This is a genomic window from Sphingomonas sp. BLCC-B65 (genome assembly GCF_028550675.1).
Lineage (GTDB): Bacteria > Actinomycetota > Actinomycetes > Actinomycetales > Microbacteriaceae > Microbacterium.
Genome location: NZ_JAQQGL010000001.1, coordinates 2,623,799 through 2,649,024, shown reverse-complemented (window position 1 = coordinate 2,649,024; position 25,226 = coordinate 2,623,799). Strand labels below are relative to the sequence as shown.

Sequence of the window (25,226 nt, the reverse complement as noted above, 5' to 3'; positions counted from 1 at the left end):
CGCTCAGCCTAGCGAGCGCACCCGCTCGTTCTCACGCTCGAGCATGCGCGCGCAGATCGCCGCGACCACGAGGGTCGCCCCCACGCCCACGAGGGTGCCGCCGACGGTGTCGCTCAGCCAGTGGGCGTGCACCTGGGTGCGGCTGAACGCCATCGCGAACACCCACGCGCCGCCGACCACGGCGACCCACACCCGCGGAAAGAGGATGACCGCGATCGTCGCGACCGTCGCCGCATTGGCGGTGTGTCCGGAGGGGAAGGAGCCGTGATCGGAGAAGACGATCATGTCCTCAGGGCGCGCGCGTCCGAACAGCGCCTTCAGCAGCTGCACGAGCGCGACGCTTCCCAGGGACGCGACGACCACGAACAGCGCGCCGCGCGGACGACGCCGGAACAGCAGCAGCGCGACGCCCGCGAGCGGGACGATGAAGGTGGCGAACCATCCGCCGCCGAGGAAGTTCATCGCGAGGGCGACGCCGTCGAGAAAGGCGAAACGGTCGACGAACACGTTCCACCACTCGTCGACGTTCACGTCGGCTTCGACCACCACCTGGATGCCGAGCCACACCGTGGTCGCGATCAACAGCACCCCCACGACGAGCCGCTGCAGCATGATCGTCGTGACGTCGTCGTCCCGGGGCGCTCTCATCGCCCCATTGTGCCGGACGCCGGCGGCTCAGGGCGCGAGCCGCTCCACGGTCCACGGTCGCACGACCGCCCAGAGCGAGACCGCCCCGATCAGGGCGCACCCCACCATGACCGATGCCATCGTCGTCGCCGTGATGCCGGCATCCCGCGCGACCCATCCGACGATCGGGGAGATCAGCCCCGCGACGCCGAAGTTCGTCGCCCCGAGGATGGATGCCGCGGTGCCGGCGGCCTTGCCGTGGCGATCGAGCGCGAGCACCTGCACGCAGGGGAAGGTGAAGCCGCACGCCGTCATGAACACGAACAGCGGCACCATGGTGCCCCACAGCCCCCACCCGAGCTGGTCGCACGCGATGATCGCGATCGCGGCGAGCACCAGCACACCGGTTGACACCGACAGCACCCACTGCGGGCCGAAGCGGGCCGCGAGCCGCGCGGCCACCTGCACACCCACGACGAGGCCGAGGGAGTTGGCGGCGAACAGCAATCCGTACTGCTGGGCGTCGAACCCGTAGGTCTCCTGGAAGAGGAACGAGGAGGACGACAGGTATGAGAAGAGACCGCTGAAGGACATGCCCCCGATGATCAGGACACCCACGAACACCCGATCGCTGAAGACGCCGCGGTAGCGCTGCAGCACCGTGGTCGCCCCGCGCTCTTTGCGCCGCGCGGCCGGCAGCGTCTCGGGGATGAGCCAGATCGCCGCCACGAGCATCACCGCACCGTAGAGCGCCAGGACCACGAAGATGCCACGCCACGGCATGACCGACAGCAGAGCGGAGCCGATGAGCGGCGCGACGACGGGTGCTGCTCCCGACACCAGCGCGAGCCGGCTCAGCATGACCACCAGCCGGCGACCTCCGAACAGGTCGCGGACGATCGCCATCGCGACCACGCCACCGGCTGCGGCCCCGACGCCCATGAACACGCGCGCGATCGCGAGGAGCGTGAGATCGGGGGCGAGAGCCGCAGCGGCACTGGCCACGACGTGAAGGGCGGTGACCGCGAGCAGCGGCACGCGGCGTCCGACCTTGTCGCTGAGCGGTCCGACGATCAGCTGACCGAGCGCGAAGCCGACCATCGTGCCGGTCAGGGTGAGCTGGATCGCCGCGGCGGACGTGCGGAAGTCGGCCTGCAACGTCGGGAACGCGGGCAGGTAGAGGTCGATCGTGAAGGGTCCGAGCGCAGTGAGCGCGCCGAGCAGGATGATGTACACCACGCGGCGTGCGGTGGAGATCGCGTCACCGGGGTGCAGGACGACCGGAGCGGTGGCGGGGTGCGATCCGAGCGTGCGGATGGCACCGGTGGCCGTACGCGCAGCCGCGGGCAGGGGTGTCGAGGCAGTTCGGGGGGCGGGGTTTTCGCGCACGGTTTCCAGACGGGTGGGATGACGGACAGACGGGCGACGCGGATGCCGCAGCGCAGAGCGCCGCGCGGTCGCGAAGAGGCGGCGAGGCGTCGATCGGAGCGCGATGACGCCGGCGAAGAGGTTCGAAACGATTCGAGACTCCTTCGATCCTAACCGTTTCCCCAGCATCCGAGTCATTCATGCGCATACGATCGGAAGGCACCCCGTGCCTTGATCACCCCGACCGCGACCCGAGCCGAGGATCCATGACCCCCACGCCGTCCGACCGCAAACGCACGAGCGGCAACCCCGCCACGCGTGCGAACATCGAACTGACCGTCAAGCAGCAGCGCGAACTCCAGAAGCAGGAGAAGCTCGCCGAGTACCAGCGTCAGCTCGCGCGCCGGCGGCGCAGCCGTCTGACCTGGTGGATCGTCGGCAGCACCGCAGCCGTCGCCGTCGTCGCGGTCGTCGCGGCATCCATCGCCTTCGCGCCGAAGCCGGTCGCCTACCAGGCCGGAGGAACCGGCGCCGTCATCGACGGCGTCGAGACGTTCACGAACGCCACGCAGCACGTCGCCGGCACGGTCGACTATCCGCAGAATCCGCCGGCGGGCGGCCCCCACAACCAGTTCTGGCTGAACTGCGGCATCTACGACCAGCCCCAGCAGAACGAGAACGCCGTGCACTCGCTCGAGCACGGCGCCGTGTGGGTCACCTACGACCAGACGCGCGTCAGCGGCGCCGATCTCGACGCCCTGAAGGCGCAGCTGCCCTCGTCGTACGTGATCCTCTCGCCGTACGTCGGCCTGCCCAGCCCGATCGTGCTGAGCGCCTGGAACGCACAGCTGAAGCTCGACAGTGCGAGCGACCCCCGCATCCCGACCTTCTTCGAGGAGTACTGGCGCAACCAGAACGTCCCGGAGCCGACGGCATCCTGCAGCGGCGCGATCGACGGGCCGGGCAAGCAGTCGTGACCGCACCCGAGCCGGCGACCGGACGCACCCTCCCCCCGTGGTGGGCGGTGCTGCTGGTCGCGCTCGCCGTGGCGGCGCTCGCGTTCGCGATCGGGCGTTTCTCCACCTTCGGCGCGGAGGGCGCGGCGGCGCCCCCGTCCGACTCCCCCGAGGCCGGGTTCGCCCGCGACATGCAGCTGCATCACGGTCAGGCGGTCGAGATGGCGATGGACATCTACCGCACGACGCAGAACGACGGCGTGCGAGTGCTGGCCTACGACATCGCGACGACGCAGTCGGCGCAGAAGGGCGAGTTCTACGACTGGCTCGTGAAGTGGGGCCTGCCCCAGACCGGCGGTCCGCTGATGTCCTGGATGGATGCCGCGGACTCCTCTCACCAACACGGCGGCGGTGCGACGCGTCCGACCGACGCGGAGCTGATGACGCAGATGGGCATGGCGAGCGCCGCCGAGCTCGCCGCGATGCGGGCACAGTCCGGCACCGCGGCGGACTGCACGTTCCTCGGCCTCATGATCCGACACCACGAGGGCGCGCTGCCGATGGCACAGGCATTGCTGCGGCTCGGACACGAGCCGCGTGCGCTCGCGGTGGCTCAGGGCGTCATCGCGACGCAGTCCGCCGAGATCGACCTGATGACCTCGCTGCGCGCCGGACTCGGCTGCACGGGCTGACGCGGCCGCTCACGCGCAGGCGGGGCACGCCGTTGCCCGGCCGCGCTCCGAGCCTGCGTGCGTGTGAGCGCCGACCACCTCACCGGCGCACACCGTCCACGCGGTGCGCGTGAACCCGATCTCCTCGGGCGCGCCGGCGAACGGATCGCGATCGGCCACCGCGAGATCGGCGGCAGCGCCCGCACGGATCCGTCCGATGGTACCGTCGCCGATCAGCTCGTGCGAGCCGCTCGTGTATGCCGCCAGCGCCGCGCTCAGCGGCAGCTCCTCGCCGGAACCGAGCGGCTCGGCATCCGCGACGCCGACGTCGCGACGGGTGACGGCGACGCCGATCGCCGCCCACGGATCGGGGGTCGAGACCGGCCAGTCCGAGCCCATCGCCAGGGCGGCACCCGCGCGACGGAGGGAGCCGAACGGAAACTGCCATGCCGCGCGCACGGGCCCGAGCAGCGGCTCGGTGACCGTGCGCATCACCTCGTTGCGGCAGGCCCAGAAGGCCTGTGCGTTCACCGTGGTTCCGGTCGCGGCGAATCGGGGCACATCCCGCGGATTGACGACCTGCAGATGCGCGATGTGGTTGCGCACACCGGTCGGGGCGGCACCGGCGGCGAACGCGTCGAGCGCCTGGGTGACGGCGGTATCGCCGATCGCGTGCACGTGCACGGCGAGACCGGCCGCGTTCAGCGCGGCGACGACACGGTGCACGAGCTCATCTGAGAAGTAGCGCAGACCAGCCGACCCGTCGGGATAGCCGTCCGCGAGCGCGGCGGTCTTCGATTCGATGATCCCGTCCAGCATGAGCTTGGCGGTGCGCGTGGGAAAGCCCGTGGCGTGCGCGGCGTCGGCGCCCTCCCGCACGCCGGCGACGAAGGCATCGACGCCGTCCACGGTGAGGTCGCGAGGCACCCAGATCGCGCCGGTGGGCCGACCGCGCAGTCCTGCGGCGAGCGCGAGATGGTACGCGTCGGTGAAGTCGGGGATGCTGCCGAACGACGCCAGAGCGGCCTCCTGCCAGGCGGTGACACCGAGGGAGATCAGGTGATCGGCGCCCGCGCGGATGCCGGGTGCCAGCGCGGCGGCACTCGGCTCGGGCGCCACGCGTCCGACGAGGTCGACGGCGCCCTCGCGCAGCGTCCCCTGCGGTTCGCCGTCCGCACGGCGGACGATGCGCCCGTCCGGCGGGTCGGGGGTCGTGCGATCGATGCCGGCGAGGGCCAGTGCGCGCGAGTTCGCCCAACCGCCGTGCCTGTCGCTGTCGAGGAGGAGTACGGGCCGGTCGGGAACGATCGCATCGAGCGCCTCCCGCGAGGGCGTACCGCCCGCGAACCACTCCGCGCGCCAGCCGCCGCCGCGCACCCATGCCTGCGGGTCGTCCAACGAGTCGGCGTGGGTGCGCACCCGCTCCAGACATCCCGCCTCGCTTCCGGCGTCATCGAGGCTGCAGTCCAGCGCCTCGAGGGCCACGAGGCCCAGATGCACGTGGGCGTCGGCGAACGAGGGCGCGATCACGCCGCCCGCGGCATCCAGCTCGTCGGCGCCCGGGGCGGCCGCGCGGGCATCGGCGAGCGATCCCACCGCGACGATGATCCCGTCGCGCACCGCGACGGCCGTCGCCGGGATCAGTCGCTCCCCGTCGAACACCGGTCCGCCGGTGACGATCAGCGCCGTCATGACCCGGCTCGCAGGACCGGACGGAAGAAGCGGTTCGCCGGCGGTGCCCACACCGCCACGAGCACCGCGGCGTAGACGACGACCTGGGCGACGGACCAGCCGTCCCAGTCGTGGTCGACGACGAGGCTCCACAGCTGCAGGCCGACGAGGGCGACCGCGAGCACGCTGATGAACAGGCGCGACAGTCCGCTGCCGCGGCCCAGCCCGGCGGCGGCGGCCACCGACAGCAGCCCGAACAGGATGATGCCGGCGCCGATCAGCGACACGCTCATCACCAGCGAGCCGGGGACGTCGTAGCGGGTGAGCAGGAACAGGATCCCGAACATGGCGTTCGCCAGGCCGCCGACGTAGACGAGCGCCACGGCGATGGTCACCGGCACCGGCCGCGACACCTCTCGGGTGTGCGAGATGGCGTGCGGCGCGGCATCCTGCAGCGCTCGGGCGACGTAGCGGCGCTGCACCGCCCGCACGATCTCGATCAGCACGATGGCGCCGATGCAGCCGGCCGTCACGACTAGTGCCGTCGTCTGGCCGGGGTCGACGAGCATGAAGAACTGGCGCGAGAGGGCCACCGAGAAGATCACGACCAGAGCGATGAACATGCCTCCCACGACCGCGCCCTTGAAGCGGTTGAGCGGCCGGCTCAGCACCGCGAGGATCCAGATGCCCACGACGGCCAGGATGATCGTCGCCCCCGTCCGCACCTCGTCGACCGGCGTCTCGGCACCCCGCACGATGAGGGTGTAGAGGGTGAGGGTGACCGCCACGATCACGCCCGCCGGAACGGCGAAGCTCAGCGAACGTCGCAGAAACCCCGGAATGTAACGCTGCGCGTTGGGCATGAGCGCGAGGAAGAACGCCGGGATGCCGATGGTCAGCCCGTCGGTGATCGAGAGCTGGCGGGGCAGGAAGGGGAACTCCAGCACGAGCACGCCGAACAGGAGCGCCAGCAGCGTCGCGTACGTCGTCTTGGTGAGGAACAGCATCGAGACGCGCTCGATGTTGGCGATGACCTGCCGCCCCTCGGCGACGACGTCGGGCAGGTGTGAGAACCGCCCGTCGAGCAGCACGAGCCGCGCGACCGCCTTCGTCGCCGCCGCGCCCGAGTTCATCGCGATGCCGATGTCGGCGGTCTTGATCGCGAGCGCATCGTTCACGCCGTCGCCCGTCATCGCGACGGTGTGCCCGCGGGACTGGAGGGCGACGACCATGCGCTTCTTCTGATCCGGCGTGACGCGACCGAAGACGGTGTGCTCCTCCAGCACCGCAGCGAGCGCCTCGTCGTCGTCCGGGAGCGCGCGGGCGTCGTAGCCCTCCTCGGCATCCACGCCCACCTCGCGCGCGATGGCGGCCACGGTGCGCGGGTTGTCGCCGGAGATGATGCGGATGCCGACGCCCTGCGCGCGGAAGTACTCGAGCGTCTGCGCGGCGTCGGTGCGCACCTTCTCGCGGAAGGTCAGCACCGCGACGGCCACGAGCTCGTCGGGCAGGCTCTCCGCCTCGACATCGGCCGTCGTCAGCGGTCGCGGCGAGAAGGCGAGCACGAGGGTGCGGCGGCCGGTCGAGGCGCGCTCGACCACGGCCGCTCCGAGCGGGCCGGCGACGTCGGTCGCGGCGGCGCCGAACACCATCTCGGGCGCTCCGAGCACCCACGTTCCCGCCGGATCGCCGTCGTCGTCGAACGCCACCGCGCTCCACTTGCGCGCCGACGAGAACGCGATGCTCGCCCGCGCGGTGCGCGGCCGGTCCTCCGCCTCGGAAGCGAACGGCTCCCGGAGCGTGCGCGCCGTCGCATTCGCGTCCGGAGCGCTGCCGTACCAACCGAGCGTCCGCCGCCAGCCGGCGACCTCGTCGAGCAGGTGGGCGTCGTCGTAGGCGATCTCGCCCTCGGTCAGCGTGCCGGTCTTGTCGAGGCAGATCACGTCGACCCGGGCGAGACCCTCCACGGCGGGCAGCTCGTTGACGAGCACCTGACGCGCCGCCAGGCGCGCGGCTCCCACCGCGAAGGTGATCGAGGTCATCAGCACCAGCCCGAGCGGGATCATCGCCGTCAGCGATGCGATCGTATTGACGACGGCCTGCACCCAGCTGCCGCTCTCCCACGCGGCGCGCCATCCGCCGGCGACCTGCATCTGAGCGTTCAACACCAGCAGACCGATCGGGCCGATCGCCCAACCGACCCAGCTCAGCACACGGTTGATCGAGTCGCGCAGCTCGGAGCCCACGAGGGAGAACCGCTTCGCCTCATCGGCGAACGCATTCGCGTAGGCGTCGGCGCCCACACGGACGACCTGCGCATCGCCCTCACCCCCGACCACGATCGACCCCGACAGCGCCTCGTCTCCAGGGTGCTTGTCGACGGCGTCCGACTCGCCCGTCAGCATCGACTCGTCGATCTGCAGACCTCGCGAGCGCACGATGCGCGCATCGGCCGGCACCTGGTCACCGGCGCGCAGCACGAGGATGTCGGCGAGCACGACGGCCGATTGCGCGACCTCCTGCTCCACGGCGTCGCGTCGCACACGCGCCTGCGCGGCGTTCAGCAGCGCGAGCTTGTCGAGGGCGGCTTTGGCCCGGAACTCCTGCACCGAACCGATGACCGCGTTGGCGACGGCGGCGAAGCCGAAGAGGGCGTCCTGCCAGCGTCCGAGCGCGAAGAGGATGCCGAAGCACGCGAAGACGATGCCGTTGAACAGCGTGAACACGTTGGCGCGGATGATGCTCAACGCACTGCGACTGGTCTCGGCGCGGTAGGCGTTGGACCGACCATCGGCCGTCCGAACATCGACCTCCGCGGCGCGCAGTCCGACCGCGAGATCGACCTCCTCGATCGGTGCGGGCGCCGTGGCGCCGGGGCTGCTCATGGCTTCACACTAAAGGAGCGGCGCGGCTCGCGTGCTCGCGAATCCCGCGCCGCTCCCGAAGGGCCCCGCCGAAAATCAGCCCTTCGTCGCCCCCGCCAGAAGTCCCCGCACGAAGAAGCGCTGCAGGGCGAAGAAGACGACCAGCGGCACGATGATCGAGATGAACGTGCCCGCGGCCTGCAGGAACCACTGATCACCCCACGTCCCCGACAGCGAGTTGAGCGACTGGGTGATCGGAAGCGATGACGACGGAGCGAAGATCGTGGCCACCAGCAGGTCGTTCCACACCCAGATGAATTCGAGGACGGCGAACGACGCGAGCGCCGGCGCCGCCAACGGCAGGATCATCCGGAAGAAGATCTGGCCGTGGCCGGCGCCGTCCACCCGCGCCGCCTCGATCACCTCGCTGGGGATCTCCGCGATGAAGTTGTGCAGCAGGAACACCGCCAGCGGCAGCGCGAAGATCGTGTGCGCGATCCACACCGTCGCGAAACTGTGCTCGAGTCCGCGCAGATCCAGCGCCGGGAAGACGGTGACGTCGCCGATCGTCATCCCTCGGGAGAACAGGCTCAGCAGGGGCACCAACGCCATCTGCAGCGGCACGATCTGCAGGGCGAACACCGCGATGAACGCGAGGTTGCGCCCCTTGAAGTCGATCCAGGCGAAGGCGTAGGCGAGCAGCGAGGCCACCGCCAGCGCGAAGAACACGACCGGGATCGTGATCGCGAGCGAGTTGAGGAACGACTGGCCCAGAGTCAGCGCGGTGCCTCCCGAGGTCAGCGCCTTCTGGTAGTTCTCCAGCGTGAACGACGGGTCGGTGAACACCGTCCACCAACCGGTGCTCTGCACGTCCGAGCCGGGGCGCAGCGAGGTGACGAACAGGCCGAAGGTCGGGATGGTCCAGAAGATCGCGATGACCAGCGCCGCGATCGTCGCCCCCTTGGAGGTCAGGCGCTTACGCGCCATGGCCTCGTGCTTGCGCGTGTCGCGGGAGACCTGTCGAGCCGAGCGGGTGTCGGTGACGGGCTCGATGATGTCGACTCCGGTGCTCATCGGATCTCCCTCTGCTTGCGGATCTGGATGATGTTGAACACGATCAGCGGCGTCACGAAGATGAACAGCACGACGGCCAGCGCCGCCGCGTGCCCGTAGCTCTGGAAGCGCTGCTGCTGGTTGACCATCTCGAAGGCGAGCACGGAGGTGTTCGCGCGACCGCCGGTCATGACGGCGACGATGTCGTAGATCTTCAGCGACGCGATGGCGACGGTGGTCACCACGACGACGATCGACGAGCGGATGCCGGGGACGGTCACGTTCCTGAACCGCTCCCACGCGTTCGCGCCGTCCAGCTCCGCGGCCTCGACCTGCTCCGGCGGAACCGCCTTGATCGCGGCGGAGAGGATGACCATCGCAAGTCCCGTCTGGCTCCAGATGAAGACGACCATCAGCAGCAGGCTGTTCACGAGCGGCGTGACGCTGAGCCAGGCGACGGGGTCGCCCCCGAACGCCGTGATGATGGCGTTGAGCAGACCCAGCTGGTCGCCCTGACGGTAGTCGTACATGAACTTCCAGATGATGCCCGCGCCGACGAACGAGATCGCGAAGGGCATGAAGATCAGCACTTTCAAGAACCGCTCGCCCGCGGCGCGATCGATGAACACGGCGTAGGCGAGACCCACGATGGTGGCGATCGTCGGGCAGATGAGCACCCAGATGACGGTGTTGATGACCGACCAGGTGCCCTCGGGCTGCGTGAAGACCCACACGTAGTTGTCGAAGCCCACGAACTCGGCACCCGTCTTGTCGAAGAACGACTGCACGAACGTCGCGAAGAACGGGTAGATGAGACCGATCAGCAGCAGCACCGCAGCCGGGGCGGCGAAGAGCACGAGCTGGAAAAGATAGCCGGCGCCCTTGCGTGCGCGGTAGTCGAGCACGAACAGTGCGGCACCGGAGACGAGCGCGATGCCGAGCACGTAGATGAAGGCGTTCGCGTACGGGCGCAGCAGCAGCAGGGCCAGGACCGGGATCGCGAAGCAGGCGACGAGGCGGATCCAGAAGTAGACCCGCCCGGGACGGGGCGCGTACTCGATCAGCAGGAGCAGCACACCGACCACGGCGGCGAAGGCGACGAGGATGATGGGGATCTGCACGATCGGGCCCATCACGCCGAGCCACTGGAAGAACGCGGTGAGCGAGACTCCGGGGATGACGATCTTCGCCGGGTCCTCCACGGGAGTGCTCAGCAGGAGCAGCACCACCAGAGCCAGCAGGATGACGAGCGCACCGGTGGCGATACCGGCGGTGACGCGGGGTGAGAAGGCGCGGCGCGGACCGGGATCAGGCGCCAGCCTGTCCGTCTTGTCTCGCGCGGGCGCGGTGGTGGGTGCGGACATCGATGAGCCTCCGTGTGCTTCGGTGGACGCGGAATGGGAGCGAGACGGGGCGCGGGCGCCACGGGCGGGATGCCGAGGCTACGGCATCCCGCCCGCGGTGTCACGCGGCTGGTGTGACTAGTTGTTGTAGCCGGCCTGGATGTCGCTGAGGACCGTGGCCTGGTCCTTGCCGTCGATCCAGTCGACCATGCCCTTCCAGAACGAGCCGGAGCCGACCGTGGCGGGCATGAGGTCCGAGGCGTCGAAGCGGACCGTGGTGTTCGGGTCCTGCAGCAGCTTCATCGCCTCGGTCAGGAACTCGCTCGAGGCCTTGCTCGGGTCCGCCTTGAGGTTGGCCGAGATCGCGCCGCCCTCGCTGACTCGCGCGTTGGCGAAGTCGGCGCTCGACATGAACTCGAGCACCTTCTGCGTCGCCTCGTTGTCCGAGAAGCCCGCGACGAACTCGCCGCCGACCTCGATCGTGGCCGCGCCCTCCTTGTAGCCCGGGAGCACGAAGGCGTAGACATCGCCGTCGGGTGCGACCTTGGGAGCCTGACCCGACGCCGTCTTCACCGTGAGGAAGTTGGCCGTCAGGAACGACGCCTGGTGGGTCATCGGGCACGAACCGTCGGCGACCTTCGCCGCGACGTCACCGAATGCCGTGCTGTTGATGCTCTTGACATCGCCGAAGCCGGCGTTGACGTACGACGGGTTCAGCAGGATGTCGCCCACCGCGGTGAAGGCGTCGGCGATCGGCTTGTCGGTGAACTTCACCGAGCCGTCGACCCACTGGTCGTAGACGTCGGGGCCGGACTGGCGCAGGACGAGGTCCTCGATCCAGTCGGTGCCCGGCCAGCCGGAGGCGCCGCCCGACTCGAAGCCGGCGCACCAGGGCGCGGCCCCCGTCTTCTCCTGGATCGTCTTGGTCAGCGTGAGCAGCTCGTCCCACGTCTTCGGAACCTCGACGCCCCATTCCTTGAACTTCGCCGGGGAGTACCAGACGTAGCCCTTGATGTTGGCGAGCATCGGCGCGGAGTAGAACGTGCCGTCGATCGTGCCGTACTTCTTCCAGTCCGGCGACCAGTTGGCGTTGACGTTGTCCTCCACCGCCTGCGGCGCCTTCTTGACGTCGCCCGTGCCGACCAGGGTCTTCAGCAGACCCGGCTGCGGCACGATCGCGATGTCGGGCGCGTCGCCACCGGTGACCTTGGTGACGATGTTCGCCTCGAAGCTCTTGTCACCGGTGTACTGCACGGTGATCCCGCTCGTCTTGCTCCAGTCGTCGAAGACCTTCTGGAGGGCGTCGGCCTCGGAGCCGGTGATACCGCCGGAGATGCGAACCGTCCCCCCGGCCGCCCCCGTCCCGCTGGCGCTGCCGCCGCTGCTGCCGCCCTCGGCGCAGCCCGCGAGTGCGAACGCCGCCACGCCCATGACAGCCAGAGGCGCAATCCAGCGCCGCCGTGACATCCCCATGTGATTCCTCCTCATTGAGTGCTCGGATGATTCCTGGTGCACACGGCTCCGTTCCGGAACCGATTCCAGGCCAAGCTATTGGACCCGCTCCCACGACACAACCCGACGATTGTCACAACCCGATAACAACCACTACCACGCGGCATCCCGCGACACGAAGATGAGAGCAACCGGTTCCATACTGAGCCGTGAGAAAGTCAGCGAACAGCGCTCGAGGAGGAGCACCGATGGCCGGCATCGCCGAAGTCGCCGCCCACGCCGGCGTATCGAAAGCGACGGCCAGCCGCGCTCTCAGCGGCGCCGGGTACGTGTCGGAAGCGACCAAGTCGCGCGTCCAGGCCGCCGCCGCAGAACTGGGATACGTGCCGTCGGCGGGTGCGGTGGGCCTTGCGACCGGGCGCACCCAGAACATCGGTGTCGTCATGCCGTACGTCAACCGGTGGTTCTTCGCGGAGGTGCTCGAAGGCATCCAGCAGGCGCTGCTGGAACGAGGTCTCGATCTCACGCTCTACGACGCAAAGCCGGGCACCGAGGGCCGTGCCCGCATCTTCGACGATTTCCTCGCACGCAAGAGATTCGACGGCTTGATCGCCGTCGGTCTGGAACCGGTCGATCACGAGTTGGAGCGGCTGACCCGCATCGACCGCCCCATCGTCAGCGTCGTCGGCTCCAGCGAGCTGACGAGCGTCGTCGCGGTCGACGACGACTACGCGGCGCGGCGGGCGACCGAGCACCTGATCGCCCTCGGCCACCGCGACATCGCGTTCGTCGGCGGTGCACCGCAGAGCCACTGGGCCCACGTCGACCAGGAGCGGCTGTCGGGCTACCAGCACGCGATGACCGAAGCCGGGCTGGCGAGCTTCATCCGTCACGCACACTCCGAAGTGACCCTGCCCGGCGGCTACGCCGCCGCGGCGGATCTGCTGAGCGATACGCGCAGACGTCCGACCGCCATCGTCGGGGTGTGCGACGAAGTGGCGATCGGCGCCATCATCGCCGCACGCCGCCTCGGCATCCAGGTGCCGTCCGCGCTCAGCGTCGCGGGCATCGACGATCACGAGTTCGCCGAGATGTTCTCCCTGACCACTCTGCAGCAGGTCCCCCGGGAGCAGGGGCGGGCTGCGGTGAGCGTCTTGCTCGCCGAGATCGCGGAGCCCGGCCGCGCCCGCACCGAGCTGCGCATTCCGGCGCGCCTGATCGTCCGCAGCTCCACCGCAGGCATCGCTCCGGTCGAGAGCGGCGTCTGAACGCAGAGAACGCGGAAGGCCCCCGGGCGAACCCGGGGGCCTTCACTGCAGTTCTTCGAGAAGAGCTGATTACTTCAGGGTCACCGTCGCGCCGGCTTCCTCGAGGGCAGCCTTCGCCTTCTCGGCGGTCTCCTTGTTCGCGCCCTCGAGCACGGCCTTGGGGGCACCGTCGACGACGGCCTTGGCCTCGCCGAGGCCCAGCGAGGTGAGCTCGCGGACCGTCTTGATGACCTGGATCTTCTTGTCGCCAGCAGCCTCGAGGATGACGTCGAAGGAGTCCTTCTCCTCGACCTCTTCCGCGCCGCCCGCGCCACCCGCAGCGCCGGCAACGGCGACGGGGGCAGCAGCGGTGACGTCGAACTTCTCCTCGAACGCCTTCACGAACTCGCTGAGCTCGACGAGGGTCAGGCCGGCAAACTGCTCGAGCAGCTCCTCAGTGGTGAGCTTCGCCATGATGTATCTCCTAGATAGGTGGGGTGTGGGGAAAGAGCTCGCCGGTCGCTTACGCGGCCTCGGCGGTCTCCAGCTTTTCGCGAAGCGCGTCGATGGTGGCCGCAGCCTTGCCCATCGTCGCCTTCATCATGCCCGCCGCCTTCGCCAGCAGAACCTCACGGCTCTCCAGGGAGGCGTACTTGTTGATCTCGTCGGCACTCAGGGCGTTGCCCTCGAAGATGCCGCCCTTGATCACCAGAAGCGGGTTGGCCTTGGCGAAGTCACGCAGAGCCTTGGCGGTGGCGACGAAGTCACCGTGCACGAACGCGACGGCCGAGGGACCCTTGAGGTCCTCGTCCAGCGCCGTGATCCCCGCGTTGTTCGCGGCGATCTTGGTCAGCGTGTTCTTCACCACGGCGTAGCTCGCGTCCTGACGGATGCTGTTGCGCAGCTGCTTGAGCTGGGCGACCGTCAGACCGCGGTACTCGGTCAGCAGTACGGCAGTCGAGTCCTCGAAGTTCTTCGTGAGCTCGGCGACCGATGCATCCTTCTGCGCCATGGTCACTCCTTGATGTGAACGTGACACTCCGCGGTGGCGGAGCATCAGCCGTGATCGCGGCTCTCGCGAGCGACGCCCGCAACACAAAAAAGCTCCGGCGCAAGCGCACGGAGCTGAGAATCGGTTTCCCGGAGACTGTCTGTGACACCTGCGCGGGCCCCTGCGATGCAGAGCTTCGTCGGCATCCACCGAAGCGGACGACGAGACCAGCGGTCTTTGGCTCCATCCAGCATACGTGAGCCGCCCACACGCACCAAATCGCCGGTCGCACGGGTGTCGCGTGCGCCGCCGTCGACGGTCGGGGTTAGCCTCGATGACATGACTCCGGAAGCTTTTGCGCGCCTGGCGCCGGAGCTGGCGGAGCGGATCGTCGCCGACTCCCGCGACCGCGTCGGCTGGATGCGGGCACGCTCGCGCGGCATCACCGCCACGGACGTCGCACAGCTGACGAGCCCCGCCGCCATCGCCCGCGCTGCCGATGCCAAGCTCGGAGCAGGCCGCGGCTTCTCCGGCAACGCCTACACCGACCACGGGCGCCGCCGCGAACCGGAGATCGCGGCGTGGGTCGCGGCGACCCACGGCATCCACCCGTCGTCCGCGCTCTTCCACGCCGTCGTGGAGAAGCGCCATCTCGCCACCCCCGACGGCATCACCGTCGACGCGGACGGGCGTGTGATCCTCGCCGAGATCAAGACCACCAACAAGACGTGGAAGTCGATCCCGCGCACGTACCTTCGACAGGTCTGGTGGCAGCAGCACGTGCTGGGCGCGGAGCGGACCCTCGTCGTCTGGGAGGAGCACGACGGATTCGTGCCCGTCGGCGACGAGCCCCGGTGCGCCTGGGTCGATCGCGACGAGCGCGAGATCGGCAACCTCGTGCGCTTGGCGACCGAGCTGATCGACGAGCTCTACCGCCGCACGATGCGGCGCCGGACGGGCGTGGAGACGGCGGTGGATGCCGCCGCATCCCGCCCGCGCGAGCCGTACCGCGCTCTGGCTCTGAGCGACTGATCCGGGCGACATCCCCCACGTGGGAATAGTTGACGTAGGTCAACGTTGACCATATAGTTGACCAAGCTCAACCGTTGACTAACGTCAACCACTTCGCCGCTCTCGGCGTCACCTCCGCAACGCAGCACCTTTAGGAAATCCCTCTATGTCAGAAACGCTCGCCGCCGGCACCGCGCCGCGCATGAACCATCGACAGGTCCTCGAAGCCCTGTCGGGGCTGCTGCTGGGCATGTTCGTGTCCATGCTCGCCTCCACGGTCGTCTCCAGCTCCCTGCCCGTCATCATCCACGACCTCGACGGCAACCAGGCCGCCTTCACGTGGGTCGTCACCGCGACCCTGCTCACGACCGCGATCTCCACCCCCGTCTGGGGCAAGCTCGCCGACCTGACGAATCGCAAGGTGCTCTACCAGCTCGCGATCGTGATCTTCGTCCTCGCGACGGCCGCGGCCGGATTCTCGCAGTCGCCGGAGATGCTGATCGCCTTCCGCGCCGTGCAGGGAATCGGCGCCGGCGGCCTCGCGGCCCTCAGCCAGGTGCTCATGGCCGACATCATCAGCCCCCGCGAGCGCGGTCGGTACATGGGCCTGTTCGGCGCGGTCATGGCGCTCGCGACGATCGGCGGCCCGCTGCTGGGCGGTGTCATCACCGACGCGTGGGGCTGGCGCTGGAACTTCTTCGTGTCGCTTCCCGTCGCCGTCGTGGCGCTGATCCTGGTGCAGGCGACTCTGCACGTGCCCGCACGACCCCGTAAGAAGACGACCATCGACTACCTCGGGATCGTGCTGCTGTCGGCGGCCGTCTCGCTGCTGCTGATCTGGGTCACCAACGCCGGCACGACCACGACCGGCGACTGGTGGGATCTCGGCAACAACGACTGGTGGAGCCTGACCACCGTGCTGATGGTCGGCGGAGCGATCCTCGCGGCCCTGCTGTTCGTGATCGTCGAACTGCGCTCGCGCGAGCCGCTCGTCCCGCTGACGCTGTTCCGCAACCGCACCTTCACCCTGTCGGTCATCGCCTCGATCGCCACCGGCATCGCGATGTTCGGCGCATCGGTCTTCCTCAGCCAGTACATGCAGCTGGCCCGCGGCGCGACGCCCACCGAGGCGGGCCTCATGACCATCCCGATGATCGCCGGCCTGCTGGTCGCCTCCGTCGGCGTGGGAACCCTCGTCACCCGCTACGGCAGGTGGAAGCCCTACCTCATCGTCGGAGCGGTGCTGCTGATCGCCGGGTCGGCGCTGCTGTCGACCATCCACTACGACACGAACTTCGCTCTCGTGTCGGTGTACATGTTCCTGCTGGGCGCCGGCGTCGGCATGACGATGCAGAACCTCGTTCTCGTCGTGCAGAACACCACCCGGCCGGAGGAGATCGGCGTGGCGAGCTCGGGAGTCACCTTCTTCCGCAGCCTCGGCGGCACGATCGGCGTCTCGGTGATGGGCGCCGCTCTCGCGGCACGCGTCGTGGATCTGGTCACACAGCGCAAGGAGGACATCACCGCCGCGATCATGGGGCTCGGCGACCAGGCCTCGTACTGGGCCCAGCAGCTGCAGACCGGCTCGCTGCCCAAGGTGTCGGCCATGCCCGATACGCTTCGAGTCGTGTTCGAGGACATCTACGCCAACGGCATCTCGCACTCCTTCCTGATCGCGGTGCCCTTCGCGGTGGTCTCGCTCATCGCGATCGTGTTCCTGCCCAACAAGCCGCTCACGACGATGACCACCGTCGAGCGCATGCAGGCCAGCGAGGCCGATCTCGCCACGGTCTCGGTTCCCGAGGCGATGGAGACGCTCACCGCCACCGGCGCCGTGCGCACCGTGCCTGCCGGATCCCGGAACGATGGCTGAGACGACCGAAGACTCCGGTTCCCGCACCGCCGCGGTGCGGGAACTGGAGTCCGAGTTCGGTGAGCTGATCACCCGCTTCCAGCGGGTGATCAGCGAGATCGCGAACCGGGTGAGCCCCGGCCTTCTCCCCGGCGCCTACAAGGTGTTCACGACGATCGCGCGCCGCGACGGCGTGACGCTGTCGTCCCTGTCCGATCTGCTGATGATGGACAAGGGCCAGCTGAGCCGGACCATCCGCGAACTCGAGTCGCTCGGCCTCATCTCCCGTTCCCCCGACCCGGCCGATGGCCGCTCGAGCCTCCTCGCCCCGACGCCGGAGGGTCTTGCCCGTCTCGAGGCGGCCCGCGCGCCCCAGCAGGGACTGCTGCTCGACGCGATCGTGGACTGGCCGCTGGACGACATCAACGCCCTCACCCGGCTGCTGCGGGCGCTCGGCGACAGCGTGACCCGACGCTGACGGAGATGCCGCTCGGCGCCGAGGAGATGAGCCGAGGAGATTAGTCGCCCGGTAGCACTCGCGTAACACGGTCGAGACATCTCCGGGGTTGACTGTCTTCACGGGGGCACCGCGCCGCCGCGGCAGCACGTGCAGCCAACGCCGACACGCACGGGAAGGAGCGACCAGATGGTCTCTCACCGTCTCACCAGATTCCGGCCGCTGCGATCGGCATCCACGAAGGATGCCGCCGGACAGGCCTCCGTTCCCGAGCCCCCGGCGCACATGCGCGCGATCGTCTTCGACGAGCCCGGCGCGGCCGACGTGCTGCGCGAAGACACCGTCCCGGTGCCGACACCGGTGCTGAGCGAACTGCTGGTGCGCGTGATCGCGGCCGGCGTGAATCCGATCGATGCCAAGACCCGCTCCGGCGCCGGCGTGTACGGCGCCCTCTCCGACCAGCCTCACAGTCTCGGCTTCGATTTCAGTGGCGTCGTCGTGTCGACCCCGTACGAGTCGCACCCGCTGCCTCCCGGAACGGAGGTGTTCGGCATGACGGCCTTCCCGCGCTCACCCGGCTCGTACGCCGACTACGCCGTCGTCCCCACCCTCGCCGTCGCCCGCAAACCCGCCGCCCTCTCCCACGTCGAGGCGGCCGCCGTTCCCTTGGCGGCTCTGACGGCATGGGGGCTGGTGGTCGAGACCGCGCACGCCCACGAGGGGCAACGGGTGCTCATCCACGCCGGTGGCGGCGGGGTGGGCCACTTCGCCGTGCAGCTGGCCTCGTACTTCGGCGCGCAGGTGATCGCGACCGGATCGGCCGCCAATCTGCCCTGGCTGCGCGAGCTCGGCGCCTCGGTCGTCATCGACTACGCCTCGACCCGCTTCGAAGACGTCGTCGGAACGGTCGACGTGGTGATCGACCTTATCGGCAACGTCCACGATGACACCGGAACCCGATCGCTGTCGGTCCTGCGTCCCGGCGGGCTGTACATCCTCGTGCCGACCGGCGCGTGGCCCGGCTACGCGGATGCCGCGGAGGCGGCCGGCGTGCGGGCCACGTCGTACAAGGTCGTACCCGACGGCAGCGTGCTCGCGACCCTGGCGCGACTGCTCGATTCGGGGGCGATCCGGGTCTTCGTGGATCGCGTCTACGACCTCGCCGAGGCCGAGGCGGCCCATCGCGAGATCGAGCGCGGCCACACGAGGGGAAAGATCGTGCTCTCCATCAGCGATTGCTGATCCGACCGGAGGGATCCGCCGGGGCGAGAACCCGACGACCCTCCGCGACGAGCTCCTCCGCCACGGCATCCAACATCTCGGAGCGCAGATTCCACTGCTGCCAGTACAGCGGCACGCGAATCGGCTCACCCTCCAGCGCGACGAGCGTGCCGTCATCCAGCGCCTGCTGCGACTGCAGCCGCGGCAGCAGCGCCCATCCGAGACCCAGCTGCACCGCCGTGGCGAAGTCGTGCGAGGCCGGCACGCGGTGCCGCGGTGGCGCCGCCGGATCAATGCCGCGTGCGCGCAGCCACCTCGTCTGCAGGTCATCGCGTCGATCGAAGTCGATGAGCGGCGCGTCGCGCAGGCGCGCGGCAGCATCGGGTGCCCCCGTGCCGAGCCACCGATCGCGGAAGGCGGGAGTGGCGACGGCTTCGTAGACCAGCTCGCCGAGGGGAACGACGCGGCATCCGGCGACGGGGTGTGTACGCGAGGTCACCGCGCCCGTCACCGTCCCGGACTCGAGGAGCGCCGCGGTGAAGTCCTGATCGTCGCGGTGCAGGTCGAAGACGACCGGATGCCGCTCGGCGAGCCGGGTCAGCGGTGGCAGGAACCACGTGGAAAGCGAGTCGGCGTTGACGGCGAGCGGCATCCGAACCGGCTCGGCGTCGTGGCCCAGCGCCCGCGCCGCATCGGCCTCCAGAAGCGCGAGCTGACGCGCGTACCGCACGACGGGGTGCGCGGCCTCGGTCGCCTGCACCGGCTTGGTGCGCACGAGCAGGACACGTCCGAGGATCTCCTCCAGCGCTTTGATGCGCTGGCTGATCGCAGACGGGGTCACGTGCAGGCGGCGGGCGGCGCCGTCGAGAGTGCCCTCGTCGAGCACCGTGACGAGCGTGTGGGCGAGCTCGGCCGGGATCCGGATCATCAGCTCAGCTTATGGCGCTTCAGAATCATGAACTGGGCTTGCGCCATGTGCCGGTCTACGCTCGCGTGCGTGCTCCCCTCTGCGCTGGCCGGCCTCGGCCTCGGCCTGTCTCTCATCGTCGCCATCGGCGCGCAGAACCTGTTCGTGCTGCGGCAGGGGATCCGCCGCCAGCACGTCACCGCGGTGGTGATCGTCTGTACGGTCTCCGATGCACTGCTGATCGTGCTGGGCGTCTCCGGCGTCGGTGCGCTCCTGCAGACGCTGCCGGGCCTCATCGACGTCGTTCGCTGGGCCGGTGCGCTCTTCCTCGCGGGCTACGCCCTCCTGGCAGCGCGTCGAGCTCTGCGCGGATCACCGACCGGCCTGACGGGCGAGAGCCCGCCATCCGAGGTCTCCCGCCGCGCGGCGGTCGTGCTGACCTGTCTGGCCCTCACCTGGCTCAACCCGCACGTCTATCTCGATACGGTGTTCCTCCTCGGCACGGTCGCCAACACCCACGGGTCGATGCGGTGGGCCTTCGCCGCCGGTGCCGTCACGGCCTCGGTCGCCTGGTTCAGCGCGCTCGGCTTCGGTGCGCACCACCTGGGCCGACGCCTGTCGACACCGCGCGCCTGGCGGGTGCTGGACGGTACGATCGCGATCGTCATGCTGGGACTGGTGATCGGGCTCGTCCTGCCCCGGTGAACACGGCTAGCGCGCGCCGACCGTCCGAAACCCGGCGTTGCCCATGGACGAGTCCGGGGTGTTCGAGGAGCGGGCCGCGTTGCGATAGCGGTTGCAGTACGACGCGTGGCAGAGGTAGCTCCCCCCGCGCAGCACCCGCGCGCTCCCCCGCTCCGGGCCGCGCGGATCCTCCCGCGGCGAACGACGGTACGTGTCGGCGGAGAACCAGTCCGCACACCACTCCCAGACGTTGCCCACGGGCTGCCAGAGGCCATACCCGTTCCGGGTGAAGGAACGAACCGGCGCGGTCGCGACCCATCCGTCTTCTGCCGTGTTGACGTTCGGGAAATCGCCCTGCCAGATGTTCGCACGCCACCCGCCGTCGTCGACGGCGGCGTCGCCCCACGGATAGGTCGCACCCTCGAGGCCGCCCCGCGCGGCATACTCCCACTCCGCCTCGGTGGGCAGGCGCCGTCCCGCCCACGCACAGTAGGCCTGGGCGTCGTTCCAGCTCACGTGGACCACGGGGTGGTCGTCGAGGCCGTCGACCGAGGAGAGCCGACCCCCGGGGTGCGACCAGTCCGCGCCGCGGACGGCACGCCACCACGGAGTGCCGCCCAGGGGTGCCGACACCTCGTCGTCCGCTGCGGCGACGAGCAGGTGGAACACCGCGGACGAGCCGAACACCTCGGCCTCGGTGCGATACCCCGTCTCCTCGACGAAGCGCGCGAACGCCGCGACGGTGACCGTCGTGGCATCGATCTCGAACGCGGCCAGCTCGACCGCATGTCGCGGCACCTCGCCGTCGAGCGGGTTGCGATCTCCCGAGGCATCCCCCATGACGAAGGTTCCGGCGGGCACGGACACCTGCGCGATCGGATGAGACCCCCTCGTCGGGGCCGCGCGGACGGGCAGCAGAGGCCGTGACGGCACCGCACCGCGGGCCGGCGCCGCGCATCCGCAGCCGCAGCCGGAAGAGGGGTCGTCGGCGGTCGGCACCCCTCGACGCTACCCTCTGAGGCTCGGCGCGGGCAGGATGGACCGATGACACGGGTTCATCTGATCGCCTCGGGCGGCGTGCAGGGCGTCGGCTTCCGCTTCACTCTGCAGGCGGTGGCGACCCGGGCGGGCGCGACGGGATGGGTGCGCAACCGCGCCGACGGCACCGTAGAGGCCGAAGTCGAGGGCCCGCCCGAGGCGGTCGCCGCCGTCGTGGAGTGGGCACGGACGGGACCGCGCGGTGGGTGGGTCGATCAGCTGCGCGTCACGGAGCTGCCCGAGGAGGGGTCGAACGTCTTCGAGATCCGCCGCGACGGGTGATCGCACGACGACGATGGGGCCCCACCCGAAGGTGGAGCCCCATCGTGACGTCGATCCGAGGATCAGACGAGGGAGTTGACGTCCAGCGGGATGCCGGGACCGAAGGTGGTCGACACGGCGCCCTTCTGGATGTAGCGGCCCTTCGAGCTCGAGGGCTTCAGACGCACGATCTCCTCGACCGCCGCGGTGAAGTTCTCCTCCAGCTGCTCGGCCGTGAACGAGGCCTTGCCGACGACGAAGTGCACGTTGGCGTGCTTGTCGACGCGGAACTCGATCTTGCCGCCCTTGATCTCCTCCACGGCCTTGGCCGGGTTGGGGGTCACGGTGCCGGTCTTGGGGTTCGGCATCAGGCCGCGGGGACCGAGGACCTTACCGAGTCGACCGACCTGGCCCATGAGCTCGGGCGTGGAGACGGCCGCGTCGAACGCGGTCCAGCCGCCGGCGACCTTCTCGATGAGCTCGGCGCCGCCGACCTCGTCCGCGCCCGCGGCGATGGCGGCCTCGGCGGCCGGGCCCGTCGCGAACACGATGACGCGGGCGGTCTTGCCCGTGCCGTGCGGGAGGATGACCGTGCCACGGACCATCTGGTCCGCCTTGCGCGGGTCGACCGCGAGCTTGAGGGCGACCTCGACGGTCGAGTCGAACTTCTTCGACCCCGTCTCCTTCGCGAGCTTCACGGCCTCGGTGGACGTGTAGAACTTGTCGCGGTCGATCTTCGCCGCGGCTGCTTCGTAAACCTTGGACTTAGCCATTGTGCGTTCCCCCTCAGTCCTCGACCGTGATGCCCATGGAGCGGGCGGTGCCGGCGATGATCAGCGAGGCGGCCTCGATGTCGTTCGCGTTCAGGTCGGGCATCTTCGTCTCGGCGATCTGACGGACCTGGTCCTTGGTGAGCTTCGCGACCTTGACGGTGTGCGGGGTCTTGGAGCCCTTCTGCACGCCGGCGGCCTTCTTGATGAGCTCCGCGGCGGGCGGGGTCTTCAGGATGAACGTGAAGCTGCGGTCCTCGTAGACGGTGATCTCCACGGGGATGACGTTGCCGCGCTGCGACTCCGTCGCGGCGTTGTACGCCTTGCAGAACTCCATGATGTTGACGCCATGCTGACCGAGCGCGGGGCCGATCGGCGGCGCCGGGTTGGCGGCACCGGCGTTGATCTGAAGCTTGATCAGGCCGGTCACCTTCTTCTTCGGTGCCATTCTCTTTCCTTCTGTCGAGCGCACGTCGGCCGGAGCCTCGGGGCGCGCTTCCACACGATCGGCGGACCCGAAAGGTGGTGGGGATGTCGCGCGACGCGCGCGCAACCTGATGATTCTACCGGATGCCGCGGCATCCGGTATGGATCACTGCTTGGTGACCTGGTCGAACGACAGCTCGACCGGCGTCTCACGCTCGAAGAGGGAGACGAGCACGGTGAGCTTGCCGCTCTCGGGCTTGATCTCGCTGATCGATCCGGGCAGGCCCGCGAACGAGCCTTCCTTGATCGTGATGGTCTCGCCGATCTCGAAGTCGACCTCGGTGATGACGCTGCGCGCGGGAGCCGACGCCCCCTTGCCGGCGGCGCCCTTGACGGGGGCCGTCTCGGTGACCTGCACGAGCGACTTCAGCATGTTGAAGGCTTCTTCGAACCGCAGCGGCGTCGGGTTGTGCGCGTTGCCGACGAAGCCGGTGACGCCGGGCGTGTGACGCACGACCGACCAGGTGTCTTCGTTCAGCTCCATCCGCACGAGGACGTAGCCCGGGATGCGCACCCGGTTGACCATCTTGCGCTGGCCGTTCTTGATCTCGACGACGTCCTCCATCGGGACCTCGACCTGATAGATGTCCTCTTCGACCTCGAGCGAGTTCTTGCGCTGCTCGATGTTCGCCTTCACCTTGCGCTCGAAGCCCGCGTAGGAGTGGATCACGTACCACTTGCCGGGCAGCGAACGCAGTTCGGCGCGGAAGGCCTCGTAGGGGTCGTCGGGGGTCGCGTCCTCCGCGGCGTCGACGACGTCGCCGGCCGCAGAGACCTCGGCGACGAACTCCTCGTCCAGCGCGGGCGCGTCCGGCTCGCCGTTCACGTCGGGGCCGTCGTACGGCGCGATCTCCTCGGCAGCCTGGGCGGCGGCCTCGGCTTCTTCTTCGGCGAGCGCGTCGGTGAGCACCTCGGCGGCAGCCTCGGCCTCGGCCGCCTCGTCGATCTCGAGTGCGTCGTTCACGATGGCGTCTGCCTCCGGGTCGTCGATATCGATGTCTTCGTCTTCGCCCTCGACGTCGTCTTCATCGTCGACGACGTGCACGGCGAGGTGCTCTGCAGGCTCCGAGGAGAGCTCCTCGGCGGCGAGGATGTTGCCTTCCTGCGCCTCGTCGTCCTCGCTGGACTGCTCGGCGGCGGTGGCCCAGTCGACGTCGTCGGTGTACTTCTCAGACACGTATGTCCTCTTCCCTCGGGGGTCGTGCGGTGACAGCTCAGGCGTCGGCTGGATCAGCTCGGTGTGCCGAAGACGACCTGCACCACCCAGGTGAAGAGCAAGTCGAGGCTGTAGACGACGGCCATCATCACGACCACGAAGCCGAGGACCACACCGGTGAACTTCAGGAGCTCCTGACGCGTCGGGGTGACGACCTTGCGGAGTTCGCCGAAGACCTGGCGGATGAAGAGCGCGATCCGCTGGAAGAAGTTCAGCTTCTTCTCACGGGGCGTGCCGCCTGCTGCGACGACCTCGCCGTGCGCCTCTTCCTGGACCATGTACCCACCCATGTGACGTGCTCGGACGTGCTCGGACTTGCTTCCCACGCCGGCGTGAACCGGCGCGACCTGCGGTGTCAGCTGATCGCTGACGCGCAGGGCGGACAGGAATCGAACCTGCAACCTGCGGTTTTGGAGACCGCTGCTCTGCCAATTGAGCTACCGCCCTAGAGATCGTGAGATCCCGGGGTGAAGACCGCTTCCCTGCCCGAACGTCACGCGAAGCGCGGGCACGGCGAAAGAATGCAGACTTCAACTGCACTGTCCAGTGTACGTCATGCCATCTGGACGCGCGAACCGTCAGTACTGCTGCACCCCGTAGCGGTCGGGTTCGGGCCCCCTGCGAAAGTCTCGGCCCGACACGGATGCCGCGCGCACCCGGACATAGTTGTACTTCACGGTGGGGATCCAGGGCCGAAGACCCAGCTCGTCGGCGGCGCGGACCTCGTCGGCGGTCGTGAGCCGCTGCGCGTGCCCGCGGATCACGACGCTCCACGCGTCGGTGTCGCTGTACTCGTCGACCTCGAACAGGACGTCGTCGTTGATCGTCAGCTCGGTCAACTTGCTGCCCTCCGCCGTGCGGAACACCACACTGTCGCCGTCGACGATGTAGTTCACGGGGAAGATGTCCAGCACGGCGCCGACGTGGGTCACCAGGCGCCCGAGTTCTTGTTCGGCGAGCCGCTGCCAGCACTGCCGGTCATCGAGGAAGCTGACCGCATCCGAGGTGTCCATGGCCACATCATTCTCCGCTCGCGACCGGATCGCCAGCCTGCGCGCCGGGCAAAATTCTCGAATAGCC

Annotated in this window: 25 protein-coding genes and 1 tRNA gene; 9 read left to right on the top strand and 17 right to left on the bottom strand. The window is 69.1% G+C overall.

What is annotated here, in order from left to right; translation table 11 throughout:
* Positions 1-3 precede the first annotated feature (3 nt).
* Both PP359_RS12485 and PP359_RS12480 read right to left on the bottom strand, forming a co-directional pair.
* A complete protein-coding gene (locus PP359_RS12485; RefSeq protein ID WP_295776275.1) occupies positions 4-648 on the bottom strand; it encodes a phosphatase PAP2 family protein in 645 nt (214 codons plus the stop codon).
* Between the two features lie 27 nt (positions 649-675).
* Complete coding sequence (locus tag PP359_RS12480; protein WP_231560203.1) at positions 676-2,016, bottom strand: multidrug effflux MFS transporter; 1,341 nt, start codon at positions 2,014-2,016, stop codon at positions 676-678.
* A 245-nt stretch (positions 2,017-2,261) separates the two neighbouring features.
* Between PP359_RS12480 and PP359_RS12475 the strand changes: the two genes are divergently transcribed.
* Complete coding sequence (locus PP359_RS12475) at positions 2,262-2,972, top strand: thioredoxin-like domain-containing protein (RefSeq protein WP_499250718.1); 711 nt, start codon at positions 2,262-2,264, stop codon at positions 2,970-2,972.
* On the top strand, positions 2,969-3,643 hold the full coding sequence (locus tag PP359_RS12470) for a DUF305 domain-containing protein (RefSeq protein WP_499250717.1): 675 nt from the start codon (positions 2,969-2,971) through the stop codon (positions 3,641-3,643). The genes PP359_RS12475 and PP359_RS12470 overlap by 4 nt, the downstream gene beginning before the upstream one ends.
* 9 nt (positions 3,644-3,652) lie before the next feature.
* On the opposite strand, the gene PP359_RS12465 is transcribed toward PP359_RS12470, so the two are convergent.
* The 5 genes from PP359_RS12465 to PP359_RS12445 form a co-directional block, all read right to left on the bottom strand.
* A complete protein-coding gene (locus PP359_RS12465; protein ID WP_499250716.1) occupies positions 3,653-5,314 on the bottom strand; it encodes an amidohydrolase in 1,662 nt (553 codons plus the stop codon).
* Positions 5,311-8,178: an HAD-IC family P-type ATPase gene (locus PP359_RS12460; protein ID WP_499250715.1), complete on the bottom strand. Its 2,868-nt coding sequence runs from the start codon at positions 8,176-8,178 to the stop codon at positions 5,311-5,313. The genes PP359_RS12465 and PP359_RS12460 overlap by 4 nt, the downstream gene beginning before the upstream one ends.
* 75 nt (positions 8,179-8,253) lie before the next feature.
* Positions 8,254-9,231: a carbohydrate ABC transporter permease gene (locus PP359_RS12455; protein ID WP_112930843.1), complete on the bottom strand. Its 978-nt coding sequence runs from the start codon at positions 9,229-9,231 to the stop codon at positions 8,254-8,256.
* Entirely contained in the window at positions 9,228-10,574 is a 1,347-nt protein-coding gene (locus tag PP359_RS12450) for a carbohydrate ABC transporter permease (RefSeq protein ID WP_112930842.1), read from the bottom strand. The genes PP359_RS12455 and PP359_RS12450 overlap by 4 nt, the downstream gene beginning before the upstream one ends.
* A gap of 117 nt (positions 10,575-10,691) precedes the next feature.
* Positions 10,692-12,026: an ABC transporter substrate-binding protein gene (locus PP359_RS12445; protein WP_036314783.1), complete on the bottom strand. Its 1,335-nt coding sequence runs from the start codon at positions 12,024-12,026 to the stop codon at positions 10,692-10,694.
* Between the two features lie 227 nt (positions 12,027-12,253).
* Between PP359_RS12445 and PP359_RS12440 the strand changes: the two genes are divergently transcribed.
* A complete protein-coding gene (locus tag PP359_RS12440; RefSeq protein ID WP_112930840.1) occupies positions 12,254-13,273 on the top strand; it encodes a LacI family DNA-binding transcriptional regulator in 1,020 nt (339 codons plus the stop codon).
* A gap of 69 nt (positions 13,274-13,342) precedes the next feature.
* Here the strand turns inward: PP359_RS12440 and rplL are convergent, their stop codons facing one another.
* Positions 13,343-13,726, bottom strand: coding sequence for a 50S ribosomal protein L7/L12 (gene rplL / locus PP359_RS12435; protein ID WP_005051460.1), 384 nt, complete (start codon positions 13,724-13,726; stop codon positions 13,343-13,345).
* A 49-nt stretch (positions 13,727-13,775) separates the two neighbouring features.
* Complete coding sequence (rplJ, locus tag PP359_RS12430; protein WP_005051470.1) at positions 13,776-14,264, bottom strand: 50S ribosomal protein L10; 489 nt, start codon at positions 14,262-14,264, stop codon at positions 13,776-13,778.
* 318 nt (positions 14,265-14,582) lie between these two features.
* Here rplJ and PP359_RS12425 point away from each other — a divergent pair, with 318 nt between their 5' ends.
* From PP359_RS12425 to PP359_RS12410, 4 genes are all read left to right on the top strand, one after another.
* Positions 14,583-15,275, top strand: coding sequence for a YqaJ viral recombinase family protein (locus tag PP359_RS12425; RefSeq protein WP_294944579.1), 693 nt, complete (start codon positions 14,583-14,585; stop codon positions 15,273-15,275).
* A gap of 145 nt (positions 15,276-15,420) precedes the next feature.
* Positions 15,421-17,127, top strand: coding sequence for an MDR family MFS transporter (locus tag PP359_RS12420; RefSeq protein ID WP_499250714.1), 1,707 nt, complete (start codon positions 15,421-15,423; stop codon positions 17,125-17,127).
* Positions 17,120-17,584, top strand: a complete 465-nt coding sequence (locus tag PP359_RS12415) for a MarR family winged helix-turn-helix transcriptional regulator (protein WP_036316898.1) — start codon at positions 17,120-17,122, stop codon at positions 17,582-17,584. Before PP359_RS12420 ends, PP359_RS12415 begins: the two co-directional genes overlap by 8 nt.
* Positions 17,585-17,752: 168 nt before the next feature.
* Complete coding sequence (locus PP359_RS12410) at positions 17,753-18,805, top strand: NADP-dependent oxidoreductase (RefSeq protein WP_295776296.1); 1,053 nt, start codon at positions 17,753-17,755, stop codon at positions 18,803-18,805.
* Here PP359_RS12410 and PP359_RS12405 read toward each other — a convergent pair.
* Positions 18,792-19,712 (bottom strand): LysR family transcriptional regulator ArgP, encoded by a 921-nt coding sequence (locus PP359_RS12405; RefSeq protein ID WP_499250713.1) that lies wholly within the window; start codon positions 19,710-19,712, stop codon positions 18,792-18,794. The genes PP359_RS12410 and PP359_RS12405 overlap by 14 nt on opposite strands.
* Before the next feature lie 69 nt (positions 19,713-19,781).
* On the opposite strand from PP359_RS12405, the gene PP359_RS12400 reads away from it, so the two are divergent.
* The gene (locus tag PP359_RS12400; RefSeq protein ID WP_499250712.1) at positions 19,782-20,396 is read left to right on the top strand and encodes a LysE/ArgO family amino acid transporter; all 615 of its coding nucleotides are present in this window, start codon (positions 19,782-19,784) and stop codon (positions 20,394-20,396) included.
* Positions 20,397-20,402: 6 nt separating this feature from the next.
* Here the strand turns inward: PP359_RS12400 and PP359_RS12395 are convergent, their stop codons facing one another.
* Entirely contained in the window at positions 20,403-21,374 is a 972-nt protein-coding gene (locus tag PP359_RS12395) for a formylglycine-generating enzyme family protein (RefSeq protein ID WP_499250711.1), read from the bottom strand.
* Positions 21,375-21,419: 45 nt separating this feature from the next.
* Between PP359_RS12395 and PP359_RS12390 the strand changes: the two genes are divergently transcribed.
* Positions 21,420-21,695, top strand: a complete 276-nt coding sequence (locus tag PP359_RS12390) for an acylphosphatase (RefSeq protein ID WP_036316881.1) — start codon at positions 21,420-21,422, stop codon at positions 21,693-21,695.
* A gap of 62 nt (positions 21,696-21,757) precedes the next feature.
* On the opposite strand, the gene rplA is transcribed toward PP359_RS12390, so the two are convergent.
* The 6 genes from rplA to PP359_RS12360 all read right to left on the bottom strand — a co-directional run bounded on the left by rplA (position 21,758) and on the right by PP359_RS12360 (position 25,159).
* Positions 21,758-22,447, bottom strand: coding sequence for a 50S ribosomal protein L1 (gene rplA, locus PP359_RS12385; protein ID WP_005050012.1), 690 nt, complete (start codon positions 22,445-22,447; stop codon positions 21,758-21,760).
* A 13-nt stretch (positions 22,448-22,460) separates the two neighbouring features.
* Positions 22,461-22,892 carry a 50S ribosomal protein L11 gene (rplK, locus tag PP359_RS12380; protein ID WP_005050009.1) on the bottom strand — a complete coding sequence of 144 codons (432 nt, stop codon included), beginning with the start codon at positions 22,890-22,892 and terminating at the stop codon, positions 22,461-22,463.
* Positions 22,893-23,036: 144 nt separating this feature from the next.
* Entirely contained in the window at positions 23,037-24,107 is a 1,071-nt protein-coding gene (gene nusG, locus PP359_RS12375; RefSeq protein ID WP_294978027.1) for a transcription termination/antitermination protein NusG, read from the bottom strand.
* A gap of 53 nt (positions 24,108-24,160) precedes the next feature.
* Positions 24,161-24,547 carry a preprotein translocase subunit SecE gene (secE, locus tag PP359_RS12370; RefSeq protein WP_499250710.1) on the bottom strand — a complete coding sequence of 129 codons (387 nt, stop codon included), beginning with the start codon at positions 24,545-24,547 and terminating at the stop codon, positions 24,161-24,163.
* Positions 24,521-24,593: transfer RNA gene (locus tag PP359_RS12365), tRNA-Trp, on the bottom strand. The genes secE and PP359_RS12365 overlap by 27 nt, the downstream gene beginning before the upstream one ends.
* 131 nt (positions 24,594-24,724) lie before the next feature.
* On the bottom strand, positions 24,725-25,159 hold the full coding sequence (locus tag PP359_RS12360) for a pyridoxamine 5'-phosphate oxidase family protein (RefSeq protein WP_039411433.1): 435 nt from the start codon (positions 25,157-25,159) through the stop codon (positions 24,725-24,727).
* Positions 25,160-25,226 lie beyond the last annotated feature (67 nt).